General features: G+C 71.7%; 15 protein-coding genes and 1 pseudogene. 9 read left to right on the top strand and 7 right to left on the bottom strand.

Annotation, left to right across the window (positions count from 1 at the left end):
• Positions 1 to 147: 147 nt before the first annotated feature.
• On the bottom strand, positions 148 to 681 hold the full coding sequence (locus EV385_RS30940) for a hypothetical protein (RefSeq protein WP_130512653.1): 534 nt from the start codon (positions 679 to 681) through the stop codon (positions 148 to 150).
• A 203-nt stretch (positions 682 to 884) separates the two neighbouring features.
• A complete protein-coding gene (locus EV385_RS30945) occupies positions 885 to 1,205 on the bottom strand; it encodes a helix-turn-helix transcriptional regulator (RefSeq protein ID WP_130512654.1) in 321 nt (106 codons plus the stop codon).
• A 296-nt stretch (positions 1,206 to 1,501) separates the two neighbouring features.
• Here EV385_RS30945 and EV385_RS30950 point away from each other — a divergent pair, with 296 nt between their 5' ends.
• Together EV385_RS30950 and EV385_RS30955 are read left to right on the top strand one after the other, a co-directional pair.
• Positions 1,502 to 2,467, top strand: a complete 966-nt coding sequence (locus tag EV385_RS30950; protein WP_130512655.1) for a TerC family protein — start codon at positions 1,502 to 1,504, stop codon at positions 2,465 to 2,467.
• Positions 2,468 to 3,020: 553 nt separating this feature from the next.
• Positions 3,021 to 4,001: pseudogene (locus tag EV385_RS30955) on the top strand (tyrosine-type recombinase/integrase); the annotation flags it as partial.
• Here the strand turns inward: EV385_RS30955 and EV385_RS30960 are convergent.
• Positions 3,996 to 4,415 carry an organic hydroperoxide resistance protein gene (locus EV385_RS30960; RefSeq protein ID WP_130512657.1) on the bottom strand — a complete coding sequence of 140 codons (420 nt, stop codon included), beginning with the start codon at positions 4,413 to 4,415 and terminating at the stop codon, positions 3,996 to 3,998. The pseudogene EV385_RS30955 and the gene EV385_RS30960 overlap by 6 nt on opposite strands.
• A 17-nt stretch (positions 4,416 to 4,432) precedes the next feature.
• Positions 4,433 to 4,870, bottom strand: a complete 438-nt coding sequence (locus EV385_RS30965; protein WP_165449665.1) for a MarR family winged helix-turn-helix transcriptional regulator — start codon at positions 4,868 to 4,870, stop codon at positions 4,433 to 4,435.
• An 80-nt stretch (positions 4,871 to 4,950) separates the two neighbouring features.
• Here EV385_RS30965 and EV385_RS30970 point away from each other — a divergent pair, with 80 nt between their 5' ends.
• A complete protein-coding gene (locus EV385_RS30970) occupies positions 4,951 to 5,454 on the top strand; it encodes a GNAT family N-acetyltransferase (RefSeq protein ID WP_130512658.1) in 504 nt (167 codons plus the stop codon).
• Between the two features lie 6 nt (positions 5,455 to 5,460).
• Here EV385_RS30970 and EV385_RS30975 read toward each other — a convergent pair whose 3' ends face one another.
• Positions 5,461 to 6,252, bottom strand: a complete 792-nt coding sequence (locus EV385_RS30975; protein ID WP_130512659.1) for an endonuclease/exonuclease/phosphatase family protein — start codon at positions 6,250 to 6,252, stop codon at positions 5,461 to 5,463.
• A 135-nt stretch (positions 6,253 to 6,387) separates the two neighbouring features.
• On the opposite strand from EV385_RS30975, the gene EV385_RS30980 reads away from it, so the two are divergent.
• The 3 genes from EV385_RS30980 (at position 6,388) to EV385_RS30990 (ending at position 8,698) form a co-directional block, all read left to right on the top strand.
• Positions 6,388 to 6,858 (top strand): heme-degrading domain-containing protein, encoded by a 471-nt coding sequence (locus tag EV385_RS30980; RefSeq protein ID WP_130512660.1) that lies wholly within the window; start codon positions 6,388 to 6,390, stop codon positions 6,856 to 6,858.
• Positions 6,859 to 6,951: 93 nt separating this feature from the next.
• Positions 6,952 to 7,938, top strand: a complete 987-nt coding sequence (locus EV385_RS30985) for an NAD-dependent epimerase/dehydratase family protein (RefSeq protein WP_130512661.1) — start codon at positions 6,952 to 6,954, stop codon at positions 7,936 to 7,938.
• A 175-nt stretch (positions 7,939 to 8,113) separates the two neighbouring features.
• Positions 8,114 to 8,698 carry a GNAT family N-acetyltransferase gene (locus tag EV385_RS30990; RefSeq protein WP_130512662.1) on the top strand — a complete coding sequence of 195 codons (585 nt, stop codon included), beginning with the start codon at positions 8,114 to 8,116 and terminating at the stop codon, positions 8,696 to 8,698.
• Positions 8,699 to 8,801: 103 nt separating this feature from the next.
• Here the strand turns inward: EV385_RS30990 and EV385_RS30995 are convergent, their stop codons facing one another.
• On the bottom strand, positions 8,802 to 9,353 hold the full coding sequence (locus tag EV385_RS30995; protein ID WP_130512663.1) for a DM13 domain-containing protein: 552 nt from the start codon (positions 9,351 to 9,353) through the stop codon (positions 8,802 to 8,804).
• Positions 9,354 to 9,585: 232 nt separating this feature from the next.
• On the opposite strand from EV385_RS30995, the gene nhaA reads away from it, so the two are divergent.
• Entirely contained in the window at positions 9,586 to 10,878 is a 1,293-nt protein-coding gene (gene nhaA / locus EV385_RS31000; RefSeq protein WP_130513675.1) for a Na+/H+ antiporter NhaA, read from the top strand.
• 49 nt (positions 10,879 to 10,927) lie between these two features.
• Here nhaA and EV385_RS31005 read toward each other — a convergent pair whose 3' ends face one another.
• Positions 10,928 to 11,326, bottom strand: coding sequence for a MerR family transcriptional regulator (locus tag EV385_RS31005; protein WP_207230022.1), 399 nt, complete (start codon positions 11,324 to 11,326; stop codon positions 10,928 to 10,930).
• Positions 11,327 to 11,493: 167 nt separating this feature from the next.
• Between EV385_RS31005 and EV385_RS31010 the strand changes: the two genes are divergently transcribed.
• The gene (locus EV385_RS31010) at positions 11,494 to 12,852 is read left to right on the top strand and encodes a hemolysin family protein (RefSeq protein WP_130512664.1); all 1,359 of its coding nucleotides are present in this window, start codon (positions 11,494 to 11,496) and stop codon (positions 12,850 to 12,852) included.
• Positions 12,849 to 13,931, top strand: coding sequence for a hemolysin family protein (locus tag EV385_RS31015; protein ID WP_130512665.1), 1,083 nt, complete (start codon positions 12,849 to 12,851; stop codon positions 13,929 to 13,931). Before EV385_RS31010 ends, EV385_RS31015 begins: the two co-directional genes overlap by 4 nt.
• Positions 13,932 to 13,935: the final 4 nt, after the last annotated feature.

Below are 13,935 nucleotides of genomic sequence, written 5' to 3' on the forward strand. Positions count from 1 at the left end.
CGGTGAGTAGCCGTCGGGCCCCAGCCGGCAGAGCGCGCCCCGGACACCGCCGGCCCGGCCGCACCGGCGGTGTCCGGGCGGTCGACGAACTGCATGGGGGCGACCGGAATACGGCGGAGACCGGCAATAGGACGGTGGATCCGCTGGTCAGCGGTCGGTGATGAGGCTGTTGATGGCGCCTTCGCGGTCGGCGTCGGTGGGTAGGCTGTACGCCCGGGTGGTTTCGACGGCGTCGCGGTCGTCGGGCGTGATCCCGGTGCGGGTCATGACGGCCCGAGTGAGGTGCCGGGCGTATGCGATGGTCCACGCCAGGCGCGGGAGCACCGCGTCGACGTGCACCGCCGGCGACGCGACCGGGCCGGCCGCGAAGGCCGTTGGTGTGCCGGGCGTGGTCGGGGTGGTGGTCATCGCCGGCTCGCCAGGGCCGCACCGTCGTGGTCGTCGACGACGCTGGCGGTGCCGGAGGTGAGCCAGCCGGGGATCGGCCGGGTCGCCGGGGCGGCGGTCACCACGGTGGCCGCGCGGGTGCGCCGGGCCAGCCGGCGCGCGGGAAGCGGACCGTCCGGCCAGCCGGGCCGCGGTCGCGGCCACGGCCAGGTCGGTGAGCACCGCGAGGATCGCTGCGCTGCCCGGGCGCCGGTCGGCGGCCTGGTAAAGGGTCACGCGTTCGGTGGTCGGCATCGGGTGGCTCCTCGCAGTGGCATGTCGGGCACGGCGGTCACCTGCGGCGTGTGGGCACTGGGTGAACCGCCAGGCGACTCCCTCCACGGTCACGCGAAGCCAAATGCGCGTCAACAAATACCGGAAAACCTTTTCCTGTACGTTTCTCAGGAAGCTGGCCTCACCTATCCGTGCGCTCGGGTGCGCGTTCGTTGCCGCGGTGCTCAGGTGGGTGGTGTGCCGGTGAACAGGTTGAGCAGGTCGCCGATGCTGCGGTCGGCTTCGGCGGGGTGCCGGAAGCGGCCGGCGGGGTTGACGGTGTACTGGTTGCGGCGTCCGACGCGTTCGCGGTGCAGGTAGCCGGCGGTTTCGAGGTCGGCGACGATGGCTTGCGCGGCGCGTTCGGTGATGCCGATGAGGTCGGCGATGTCGCGTAGCCGGGCGGTGGGGTCGCGGGCGATGGCCAGCAGCACGTGGGCGTGGTTGGTCAGAAACGTCCACTGCTTCACCGCGTGGGCGGCGCGGGGCTGAGCAGTCAGGGACATGGGATCACCGTCCGGAGGGTCAGGGCGGCCGGGCGCCGCCACCCTAATATACGCACATCAAGACACGAAAACAGCATCGCACATTCTGCCTGAACTCCTTGACAGGCGAAGTGTGCTTCGTGAATAGTGGTACGTAGTTCGAGGGGGAGTACCCGACACGCTGGACGCGCCGCCGTCAGTACGGACCCGGCCATCCGAGTCCCGGCGACGCAGCCACCGATGCGGTGGCCCGGGGAGACCGTCGTCCAGCATGCCGGCCCGTTGCCGCGGGTTTGGCTGGACGGAAGGTCTCCCCTGTGTCTGTGTCCTGGTGGGTCTGGGCCGTGCTGATGCTGGCGGTCGCGGCGATGCTCGCGGTCGACCTGTTCCTGCACCGCGACAACCACGTCATCGGTTTCCGCGAGGCCGCGATCTGGTCCGGTATCTGGATCGCCGCCGGTCTGCTGTTCGGCGTGATCCTGTGGGCGTGGCAGGGCGGCGACGTCGCCGGAACCTACTACGCTGGCTACCTGATCGAGAAGGCGCTGTCGATCGATAACGTGTTCGTCTTCGCGCTGATCTTCTCCTACTTCGCCGTCCCGGCCGCGTTGCAGCACAAGGTGCTGTTCTGGGGCGTCGTCGGCGCGCTGGTGTTCCGCCTGGTCTTCATCTTTGTCGGCGCTGAGTTGCTCGAGACGTTCTTCTGGACCGCGTACCTGTTCGGCGCGTTCCTCATCTACACCGGCTACAAGATGGCCTTCCGGCACGGCGAGCAGACCCCACCGGACCGCAACCCGGTCGTACGCCTGGTCCGCAAGGTCATCCCCACCAGCCCCGCCTATCACGGCGACCGGTTCATCACCCGGATCAACGGCAAACGCGTCGCGACCCTGCTGCTGGTGGTCCTGATCGCCGTCGAAGCCACCGACCTGATCTTCGCGATCGACAGCGTGGCCGCGATCCTGGCCATCACCACCAGCACCTTCATCGTCTGGGCCGCGAACGCGTTCGCGATCCTCGGCCTGCGCAGCCTGTACTTCTGCCTCGCCGGGCTGCTGCGCCGCTTCGTGCACCTGCACTACGGCCTCGCCGTGCTGCTCGCCTTCGCCGGCGTCAAGCTGATCCTGTCCGAGACCCCGGTCGGCAAACTCCCGATTCCGGTCACCCTCGGCGTGATCGTCGTGACGATCACCGCGTCGATCGTGTGGAGCCTGCGCACCACCCGCAGCACCGCTGAGATCACCGCAGCCGCCGCAGCCGACGACGCGACCTCGCACCGCTGACCCGCACACTCCCTTTTCCCGCATCCCGAACGGAGTACGGCGATGACCACGACCCAGCTACCCCTGCCGGCCGAGCTGCCCACCACGGCGAGCACCAGCGTCGGGGACTACCTCACCTACGCTGGTGGAGGGTCATCGCGGTCGCCTCCTGGGGCTGGTCGATAATGCACATTATGTCAACCTGCGCATTGGGGTAGGCCAGAAGTGGTGCCTGGCCCGCCAGCTCCGCGCCGGCAATCCGCGTGGCCCGGCGAATGGCCCACAGCTCGGCGAACGGGACTGCGACCCCGATCTCCTGACCGGCTAGCCGCCGGTAAGTTCCTCCAGGCCGCGTGCGGCCGTTCTTGGAGAGTTCGGGTGAGTAACGGACCTGAACTCTCCAAGAACGGCCGTGCGCTGGCGAATGAAATCCGGCAGAACGGACCATACGGGAACTAACGTCGGGACGCGGTGCGCTGACGGAGAGATCAAGCCAGGCCGGACCAATACTGGGATCAACGTCCGTCAAGTGCCGCCGTACCGTAATAGCCGTAAATGATGCATAATATGTCTTATGCAGGATGAAGGCGACATTCTGGTACACGGGCTCATCGATGAGTTCCTCGCCGCCCGGGCCACCAGTAAGCCGTCCGCACACACCCTCGCCGCGTACCGACGTGACCTGGAGGCCGTGTTGGCCCTGATCGCCGGGCACCTCGCCGTCACCGCCGACCGGGTCGTGCTGGCCGACCTCTCCCCCAGGGTGCTGCGGGCCGGGTTCGCCGCCTTCGCCGCGGGCCGGGCGCCCGCCTCGGTGTACCGCGGGTGGTCGGCCTGGAACTCGTTCTTCCGGTTCCTCGTCGCCGACGGCATCGCGGTCGGCAACCCGATGCCCGCCGTCGACAAGCCCCGGCTGGCGACGCCCTCCCCCAAACCGCTGCGCGGCGAGGACACCCCGGAGCGACTCCTGGACGCCGTGCGCCGCCCGGACACCCGGCAGCGTGATCCGTGGCCCGAACGCGACGTGGCGGTGCTGGGGTTGGCGCTGTGCGCGGGGCTGCGCCTGTCGGAGCTGCTGGCGCTGCGGGTCGGTGCGCTGGTGGGGCGCGCCGGGGAGCGGCGGCTGGAGGTGCTGGGCAAGGGCGGGCGGCCGCGGGCGGTGCCGGTGGAGCCGGCGCTGGACGCGGTGTGGGGGTGGTATGTGGACAGTGTGCGGGTGCGGTTCGGGCGGCAGTGGGTGGTGCCGGCGGCGCCGTTGCTGGTGGATCGGCGTGGTGTGCCGTTGCGCCGTGGCGGGTTGCAGTACCTGGTGGAGTCGTGTTTCCGGCGGGCGGGGGTCACGGACCGGGTGCCGCGGGGGGCGCGTCTGCATGCGTTGCGGCATACGTTCGCGACGCGGTTGGCGGAGGACGGGGCGAACGCGTCGGAGATCATGCGGTTGCTGGGGCATGCGTCGTTGGCGACGTCGCAGGCGTACATCGAGGTGACGGCGGCGCAGCAGCGCGCGGCCGTACGGGCGAACCGTACGAACCGCGCGCTGGGCCGGGTGTCAGGCGAGGGTGATGGTGACCTCGACGTTGCCGCGGGTGGCGTTGGAGTAGGGGCAGACCTGGTGGGCTTTGGCGAGCAGGTCGGTGGCGGTGGCTTCGTCGAGGCCGGGTAGTTCGGCTTCGATGGTGGCGGTGAGGCCGTAGCCGCCGTTGCCGTTGGGGCCGATGCCGACGTCGACGGTGATGGCGGTGTCGTTGAGGGTGATCTTCTGGGTGCGGGCGACGGTCTTGAGGGCGCTGTGGAAGCAGGCGGCGTAGCCGGCGGCGAAGAGTTGTTCGGGGTTGGTGAGCTCGCCGCCGGGTCCGCCGAGTTCCTTGGGTACGGCGAGGCTGTGGTCGAGGACGCCGTCGCTGGAGCGGACGTGGCCGCTGCGGCCGTCGCCGGTGGCGGTGGCTGAGGCGGTGTAGAGGACCTGCATGTGAGGGGGGTCCCTTCTCAGATGGTGTGGCTGGCTGCGGAGTCGCGGACGCGGCTGAGCAGGTGGTGCAGTTGCCGGAATTCCTCGGTGCTGAGGTCGACGGCGCAGGCGAGTCGTTCGGGGAGGTCGCTGACCTGTTGGTGCAGTTCGCGGCCGTGGTCGGTGGGGCTGATCCAGACGGTGCGTTCGTCGTCGGTGCCGCGGCGGCGGGTGATGAGGCCTTGGGTTTCGAGGCGTTTGAGCAGGGGTGAGAGGGTGCCGCTGTCGAGGGCGAGGGCGTGGCCGAGGTCGCGGACGGTGATGTCGCCGCGGTGCCAGATGACGCGCAGGGCGACGTACTGGGGGTAGGTGATGCCGTGGGCGTCGAGGGCGGGGCGGTAGAGGGCGGTCATGGCGCGGGAGGCGGCGTAGAGGTTGAAACAGATCATTTGTTCGAGGCCGGTGGTCTCACCCATGCCCACAAACCTAGTACGCAATTAAGTTGTGCACAACTGGTCGGTGGCGGGGGTCACCACCACCATGTGATCATGAACCGATGGCGATCATCCGATTTGTGCGGCTCTCCCCCGCCGCAATGAGCGCCCTGATCGACGGTGACCTGGCCGCGGCCAGCGCCGCCGCGGGCCACCCGCTGTCGGAATTCCTGGTCAGCGAGGCGTGGCTGTGGCGGATCCGGCGCGAGCAGATCCTCGACGATCCGGCCAGCGCGGAGTGGATCGCCCGCGCCGCGATCGCGGTCGACGAGGACGTCGTCGTCGGCCACGGCGGCTTCCACGGCCCACCCGACGCCGACGGCACGGTGGAGGTGGGGTACTCCGTGGACCCGGCGCACCGGCGGCGCGGCTACGGCCGGGCCATCCTCACCGAACTGCTGCGCCGCGCCGACGCGGACCCGGCCGTCACGTCCGTGCGGGCCAGCGTCCGCCCGGACAACGTCGCGTCGCTGGCCACCCTGTCCGGCACCGGGTTCACGCACATCGGCGAGCAGTGGGATCAGGAGGACGGGCTGGAGCTGGTGTTCCTCAGGCCCGCCCGGTAAGGCTGTTCAACGCCCGTGCGGCGGGTCGAGGTGCACGACCAGCGGCCGGTGGTCCGACACCGGCGCCGCCGGGGTGCGTACCTGAACCACCGGCCCGAGCCGGTCGGCGCCGTGCCGGTCGGCCAGCGCGTGGTCGAGCTGGATCCGCGGCCCGGCGCTGGGATAGGTGGCGGCGCGTCCCAGCGGCCGCCATCCGGTCAGCGCGCGGGCGGCCCCCGCCGGCAGGTTCAGGTCGCCCAGCAGCACCCGCGGCGCGGGCAGCGCGCGTAGCGCCCGTACGGCGGCGCGCAGCTGGCGCAGGTTCCACCCGGGGACGAACGACAGGTGGGTGGTGGCCACCGTGACCGGCCCGGCCGGGGTGTCCAGCACCGCCGCCAGCAGCACCCGGGGCTCGTCGCGGGCCAGCACCGGTCCCCCGCCGGGCCCGGGCACCCAGACGGGGGCGCGCAGGGGCGCGGCGGGCAGCCGGGTGAGCTGCCAGTGGTGTGCCGGATAGCGGCTGATCAGCGCGATGCCGTACTGGGGGCCGGTGTCGTCGGTGTCGCCGCGCCATGGCTGCCACTGCTGGCCGGGGGTGCCGGCGATGGTGGCGGCGAAGCGGTGGGTGCGGGCGCCGAGGGCGTCGGCGGCGAGGGCGGTCAGGTCGAGCCCCGCGCTGCGGGGCTGGGCGCGGTCGACCTCCTGCAGGCCCAGCACGTCGGCGCCCAGCCCGGCGACGGCGGCGGCGACCCGGTCGGCGTGTACGGTGCCGTCGGACAGTGATTGTCCGTGCAGCAGGTTGAAGGTGGCCAGGCGCACGGGGTCGAGGTTATCGGCCGGTGGGGAGGGTGGGCGTGTTCGCCAAGGCGGTGTGCTGCGTGATGACGGTGTTCGTGCTGGTCGGCGCGCTGGGTATCGCGCTACGGCGGCGCCGCGGCCGCTAGCGTGGCGGTCATGAGCGATGACGACGCCGAACTGCTGCGCCGGCTGCGAGAGCAGGAAGAGCGCCTGATCTTCACCCGCTTCGACCACACGGACGCGTGGCGGCTGGGTTGCCGGCTGGTCGACCTGGCCACTCAGCGTCGTCTGCCCGTGGCGGTGGACATCCGGCACGGCACCCAGCAGGTGTTCCACGCCGCCCTGCCGGGCAGCAGCGCCGACAACGACGCGTGGATCGCGCGCAAGTCGCGGGTGGTGTTCCGGTTCGGGGAGTCGTCGTATCTGGTGGGTCGGCGCCTGGCCGCGAAGGGCGCCACCCTGGCCGCGTACGGCGTCGACCCGGCCCAGTTCGCGGCGCACGGCGGCGCCTTTCCGGTGCGGGTGCGTGACGTGGGGGTGGTCGGGGTCGTCACGGCGTCGGGGCTGCCGCAGGCCGACGATCACGCCCTGGTCGTGGAGGCGATCGAGGCCCATCTGGCGTCGTAACCGGGGGTGGTCCGGCGCAATTGCGCTCTCAGCGATTCCGCCGACAGCGAGCAGATCTTCCCCGCGGGGTGGGACAACCGGCATGGTCGCGGCATGAGAGTGCTCGTGCTGGGCGGCACCGGCTTCGTCGGCCGTGCCGTTGTCGATGCCGCCGGCGAACGCGGCTACCAGGTCACCGTCCTCAACCGTGGCCTTCGTCGCCCGCCCGGCGGCGGGGTGCGGGTGCTGACCGGTGACCGTCGGCGCGCGGACGGGCTCGCGGCGCTGGCCGGCGGCGACTGGGACGCGGTGGTGGACACCTGGTCGGGTGCGCCGGCCGTGGTCCGCGACGCGGCCCGGGCGCTGCGCGGCCGCGCCGGGCATTACACGTACGTGTCGAGCCGGTCGGTGTACCGCCCGGACGCGGCGGCACCGTTCTCCGAGGACACCCCGGTGGTGCGGGGCAGCGCCGACGCGGGTGACGATGTGGACTACGCGGCTCTCAAGCGCGGCGGTGAGCTGGGCGCGCAGCAGTTCGGCGCGGCGGTGCTGCTGGCCCGCCCGGGTTTGATCCTCGGCCCGTACGAGGACGTCGGGCGGCTGCCGTGGTGGCTGCGGCGGCTGGCCGAGGGCGGGCCGACCCTGGCGCCCGGTCCGGCGGATCTGGCACTGCAGTACGTGGACGCCCGGGACCTGGCCGCGTTCGTGCTGGACGCGGCCGTGCAGGGCCGCACCGGCGCGTACGACGTGGTGAGCCCCAGCGGGCACACCACGATGGGTGAGCTGCTGCGGACCGCGAACGAGGTCGCCGGGGGCCGCGCCGAGCTGCGGTGGACCGACCCGGACGTGATCCTCGCGGCCGGGATCGAGCCGTGGACGCAGCTGCCGGTATGGCTGCCACCCGGCCCCGTGTACACGATGCTGCACGGCAGCGACGTGCGGCGGGCGCTGGCGGCGGGTCTGCGGGTGCGGCCGGTCGCCGAGACGGTCGCGGACACGTGGGCGTGGCTGCGGACGGTGGACGGGCTCGCACCACAGCGCCCGGACCGCCCCGCGGTGGGTTTGGACCGGTCCGTCGAGGCGGCCGTGCTGGCCGGCTAGCGAACGTCTACGCCCTACTCGCCTCGTCACAGCGCCGGCTGAACCGGTCCTGACGGCGTGCCTGCCTGGCCGCCCGGGTGAGGGATTCGGGTCCCGGCGGGACGGTCAGGGACAGCGCGCGGCGGCAAGCCAGGGCGCGCGGCTCTCGCCGTCGGGGTCGAGCGAGGATGGGGCGGTGCGATCGCTGACCACCCCGCCCGCCATCCCCGCCGGAACCCTCGCCGCAGGTCCGCAGCCGGTTCTTGGCGCGCCGGGCGACCTGGTCCTGCGCCCCTGGGAACCTGCCGACGCACCGGCCTTCTACGCCGCGTACCAGGATCCCGCGATCCGGCGGTGGCACACTCGGCAACCGGCGTCCGAGGACCAGGTGCGGCAGTGGTTTGAGCAGTACCGCCGGAACTGGGCGCAGGAAACGGGCGCGAGCTGGGCGGTGACCCACGACGGCGGCGAGGTGCTCGGGCGGATGGCGATGGGGAGCTTGAATCTCGACGACGGCGTCGCCGGGTGCGCGTACTGGGTGCTCCCGGCCGCCCGCGGCACCGGGGTGGCTCCCCGTGCGCTGGCGGCCGTGAGCGCCTGGGTACTCGGCGATGCCGGATTCCACCGCCTGCACCTGGATCACTCGACCCGCAACCAGGCGTCCTGCCGCGTCGCCGTCAAGGCCGGATTCCGGCTGGAGGGCACCAAACGCAGCGACGCGGTCCACGCCGATGGCCGCCACGACATGCACCTGCATGCCCGTATCCGCGGCGACACCTGATCGGCCTCCGATGATTAGCGTCGCGCGTGCCAGCTGCCACGGCCCGGCGCTTGGGTAGCTGACCCGAGGGCGGAGTTGCTTGATAGCTCACTTCGCCGCCGGCTCAGTTCACTGTGGCGAGTGCGGCCGCGCCGAAGGAGACGGAGAACCGCTTGCACCAGATGGAGACGCTGCCGAGCCGGTCCAGGTCGGTTCCGGCGGGGATGGCGTACGCCTGGTCGCCCTTGTTGCCCTTGAGCCGACCCAGCTCGACCCAGTCGCCGTCGTCGAACACCCGCCACCCGGCCACGCCAGGGCGTACCGGCTGATCGGACAGCCAGACCCGTAGGTCAGGGCCGTTCGAGGTGTCGAGGCCGACCAGTTCCAGCCGGTGCGAGCCGTCCGCGGTGCGGACCACCCGGGCGGCGCCGCTGGTTTCGTGCTCGTGGGAGATGAACTCCCCTTGCCGCACCAGGAGCGGACCGGAGGGTGTGGTGGCGGGAGCACCCGGGCCGGTTGAGGCCGCGGGCGTGGAGACGGTCGTCAGCGTCTCGTCGACCTTCTGATCGGTGACCAGCTTCCACGGCTGGAACCAGTACACACCGAACGCGACGGCGACAGCCAGGACCGCCAGGGCTGCCCGGACCAGGGGGTGGCGGAATACGCGAGTGATCACGTCTCCAGTAAACCCGCAGTGGGGCTTGCTGCAGCGGACCCCTGACCGTCGATGCCGCCGAGCACCAGCCGGACGGATCGAGCCGGCCCCGGTGACGCCCCCAGCCCTGGGCGGTGTCAACTGGCGCAACGTCGTGGTCGGTAGGGTGGAGGTCAGGTGTGCCGGGAAGTCTGGTCGGCGGTGGCTGGCCCGACCCCGAAAGTGAGCACACCCGGTGAGTGACTCCTCCCGTATGTCCCTGTTCCGGCGTGGTTCGTGGCCGGAGGCGCGCCGGATCGGGGAGATCCTGCGCCGGGAGACCATCGGTGGGGCGTTGCTGCTGGTCGCCGCGGTGGCGGCGCTGGTGTGGGCGAACTCGCCCTGGGCGCCGGCGTACGAGGCGCTGCGGGATTGGCAGGTCGGCCCGGCGGCCTGGCATCTGCATCTGAGTCTGGGAACGTGGGCGGCGGACGGGCTGCTGGCGATCTTCTTCTTCGTGGCCGGGTTGGAACTCAAGCGGGAGTTCGTCGCGGGTGACCTTCGGGATCCGCGGCGGGCGGTGGTACCGGTCGCCGCGGCCGTGGGCGGTGTCCTGGTCCCAGCGTTGATCTACACGGTGCTCAATATCGGCACCGGCGGCGGCGCGCTACGGGGATGGGCGATCGCGACCGCGACCGACATCGCGTTCGCCCTCGCCGTGCTCGCCGTCGTCGGCCGGCACCTGCCGGCGGCATTGCGGATCTTCCTGCTCACCCTCGCCGTGGTAGACGACCTGCTCGCCATCGTGATCATCGCGGTGTTCTACACCGCACACCTGGCGGTCGCGCCGTTGCTGGCAACGCTGGTACCCCTGGCCGTGTTCGGGGTGCTCGTGCAGCGGCGGGTCCGCTCGTGGTGGCTGCTGCTGCCGCTGGCCGCGCTGACGTGGGGGTTGATGCACGCCTCCGGGGTGCACGCCACCGTCGCGGGGGTGCTGCTGGCGTTCACCGTGCCGGTGGTGCGCAGCGACCAGGCCGGCGGCCCACAGGCCGGGCTGGGCCTGGCCGAGCACTTCGAGCAGCGGTTCCGGCCGCTGTCGGCCGGGTTCGCCGTACCGGTCTTCGCGTTGCTGTCGGCCGGGGTGACCATCGGCGGCCTCCACGGCCTGGCCACGGCATTGACCGACCCGGTGGCGCTCGGCGTGGTCGCCGGGCTGGTGGCCGGCAAGACCATCGGCATCACCGCCGCGACGTGGCTGGTCGCCCGGTTCACCCGCGCCCGCCTAGACGAGGGGCTGAGCTGGGCCGACGTGATCGGGTTGGCCATCCTGGGCGGGGTCGGCTTCACGGTGTCGCTGCTCGTGGGTGAGCTGGCGTTCGGCGCCCACGATCCCCGCGCGGAACACGTCAAGGTCGCGGTGCTGGCCGGTTCCCTGACCGCGGCGCTGCTGGCCACGGCGGTGCTCCGGTTGCGTAACCGGGTGTACCGGCGTCTCCACGCCGCGGAAAGCGTCGACACCGATCGCGACGGCACCCCGGACGTGTACGAGACCGGCGGCGACCGCTGAAGCTGCGAGTCGCGCTCCGGCCCAGGCCGGTGCGGCACGGGCGCGGAGATCATCCGGGGGTGATGCCGAGGGCGATCTCCAGGGCGGTGGTGATGAGGCTGTGGGCGCGGGCGGCGGCCGCCGTGAGCAGTCGGTAGGTGTCGGGTCCGGCGGTTTCGGCGGTCTCCTGGAGGGTGTGCAGGTCGGCGTCGAGGCGGGCCAGCAGCGTGGTGAGGTCTTGGGCGTGTGGCGAGTGGAGTGCTCGGGCGATGTCGTCGAGCGGCACGCCGTGGCTTTCGAGCTGGCGGATGGTGGTGATGCGCTCGACGATGCTCGGGTCGTAGAGGCGGAAGTTGCCGGGGCTGCGCTCGGCGGGGGTGAGCAGGTGCAGGCTGGTGTAGTAGTCCACCGTGCGGGGGCTGACTCCGGCCGCCGAGGCGATCTCACCGATACGCATGAGTTCACCCACGGTGCTTCACCTCCTTTCAGTAACCATACAGCGTCACGTGTTAGTGTCCGGTTTATGGTTGGTTCGGCGGCCGCGGACGGCTGTAGTACCGGGCCGGGCCGGGCCCGGCTTCTCCTTCCCGGATCTCGGGGCCGGCGCGCCCGGGCAGTGCCCGGGGGTGCACAGCCGTGTTGATCCTGATCGGTGTGGCGCTGATCGTGGTGTTGACCGCGGCGACCGGCTATTTCGTGGCGCAGGAGTTCGCCTACGTGGCGGTGGACCGCTCGAAACTCAAACGCGCCGCGGACGCCGGGGACGCGCCTTCGGCGCGGGCGCTGCGAGTGACCGAGCGGTTGTCGTTCATGCTGTCCGGGGCGCAGCTGGGCATCACGGTGACCGCGCTGCTGGTCGGGTTCGTCGCCGAGCCGTACCTGGGTCAGGGCCTGGCGCAATTGCTGGGCGCGGCCGGGATCCCGCGGGCGGTGAGTGTGTCGATCGCGCTGGGGTCGGCGCTGCTGCTGGCCACTGTGGTGCAGATGGTGCTGGGTGAGCTGGGTCCGAAGAACTGGGCGATCGCCGAGCCGGAGCGGCTGGCCCGCGCGTTGTCGCGGTCCACGGTGCTGTATCTGACGGTGGCGGGGCCGCTGATCCGGCTGTTCGACACGGCGGCGAACCGGCTGCTGCGCCGCGCCGGCATCGAGCCGATCGAGGAGTTACCTGAGGGCGCGACCGCCGAGGACCTGCAGCGCATCATCGCCGACTCGCACACCGGCGGGCTGCTCGACGACGACACTTCACACCTGCTGGAACGCGGCCTGGGGTTCCGGGCCCGGATCGCCGAGGAGGCGATGGTGCCGCGCGTCGACGTGGTCACGGTGGCCGCGGCCGATCCGGCATTGCGGCTGGTCAGCCTGTTGGACACCGGGCACACCCGCTTCCCGGTGCTCGGTGACGGCGTGGACGACCTGCGTGGTGTGGTGTCCGCCGCGGATGTGGTGGCGCTGCCGGCCGACGCCCGCCGGCACACCACGATGGCACAGATCGCCGCGGCGCCGGTGCTGGTGCCCGCGGCCGCCGCGCTGCCGGCGGTGCTGGAACGTCTGCGCGCTGAGCACCGGCAGCTGGCGTGCGTGGTCGACGAGTTCGGCGGGTTCGCCGGCATCATCAGCCTGGAGGACATCGCCGAGGAACTCGTCGGCGCGATCCGCGACGAGGACGACCCGCCCGAACCCGCCCCGATGCGCCAGAGCGATGGCTCCTGGCTGGTTCCGGCCCGGTGGCGCGTCGACGAGATCGCCCAGGCCACCGGTGTGCGCCTGCCGGCTGGCGAGGCGTACGACACCGTGTCCGGGCTGGTTCTGCAACTCCTCGGCCGGGTCCCGCAACCCGGCGACGTCGTCGAGGTCGCCGTACCGGCCGACCCTGACGGCGACGCGCCACGGCGGGTCCGGCTGCAGGTGCTCACCGTGCAGCGGCATGTGCCCGCCACCTTGCGCATGGTTCTGCTCGGCGACGATGCCACGGCGCGAGGGCGGGTGCACCCATGAGCACGGGATGGGCGCTGGTCGTGTCCGCGCTGCTGCTGGCCGGCAACGGCTTCTTCGTCGCCGCGGAGTTCGCCCTGGTGGCCAGCAAACGCCACCGGCTGGAACAGGCCGCCGCGGGCGGTAGCCGCGCCGCCCGCGCGGCGCTGGCCGGCAGCCGGCAGCTGTCCCTGATGCTCGCCGGCGCGCAGCTCGGCATCACCCTGTGCTCGCTCGGGCTCGGCGCTCTCGCCGAGCCGGCCATCGCGCACCTGATCGACCCGTGGCTGCACGCCGCCGGCCTACCCGAACAGGCCAGCTACGCGGTGGCGTTCGTCATCGCCCTGGCCATCGTCGTGTTCCTACACATGGTCGTCGGGGAGATGGCACCCAAGTCGTGGGCCATCTCCGATCCCGAACGCTCCGCGCTGCTGCTCGCGGTGCCGTTCCGCGGATTCACCACTCTCGTGCGGCCACTGTTGGCGGTGCTCAACGGCCTGGCCAACGCCTTCCTGCGCCTGATCAAGGTGGCGCCGCAGGACGAACTCGCCGCCGCGCACGGCCCCGACGAGCTGCGGATGCTGCTGGAAGCCTCCCGCGTCCACGGCACCCTGCCCGCCGACCAGCACCAGATGCTGAGCCGGATGCTGCAACTACAGAACACCACCCTCGCCCGCGTCATGATCCCCCGCGACCAGATCATCGCCGTCGGCGCCGACGACTCGGCGCACCAGGTCGAACAGGTCAACCTGGCCACCGGGCGATCCCGACTCGCGGTCCTCGACGAGGACGGCCAGATCGTCGGCGTGGCCCACATCCGCGACGCGCTGCGCGCCACCAGCGCCGACACACCCGCGACCGCGGCTCAGCTGATGGCCGCCCCGTTCACCCTGCCCGCCGACACCAGCGTGCTGGCCGCCGTCCGGGCGATGCGTGATGCCCGCGCCCAACTCGCCGTGATCACCGATGGCGGTACGGCCGTCGGTCTGGCCGCGCTGGAAGACCTCCTGGAACAGGTCATCGGCGAGTTCGACGACGAAACGGACCCGATCGCCCCTCCCGGTCACCCCCCACCGCTGTCCGGCACGTCTCCCAACCCGTAGGAGG

The organism is Krasilnikovia cinnamomea (genome assembly GCF_004217545.1).
Classification (GTDB): domain Bacteria; phylum Actinomycetota; class Actinomycetes; order Mycobacteriales; family Micromonosporaceae; genus Actinoplanes; species Actinoplanes cinnamomeus.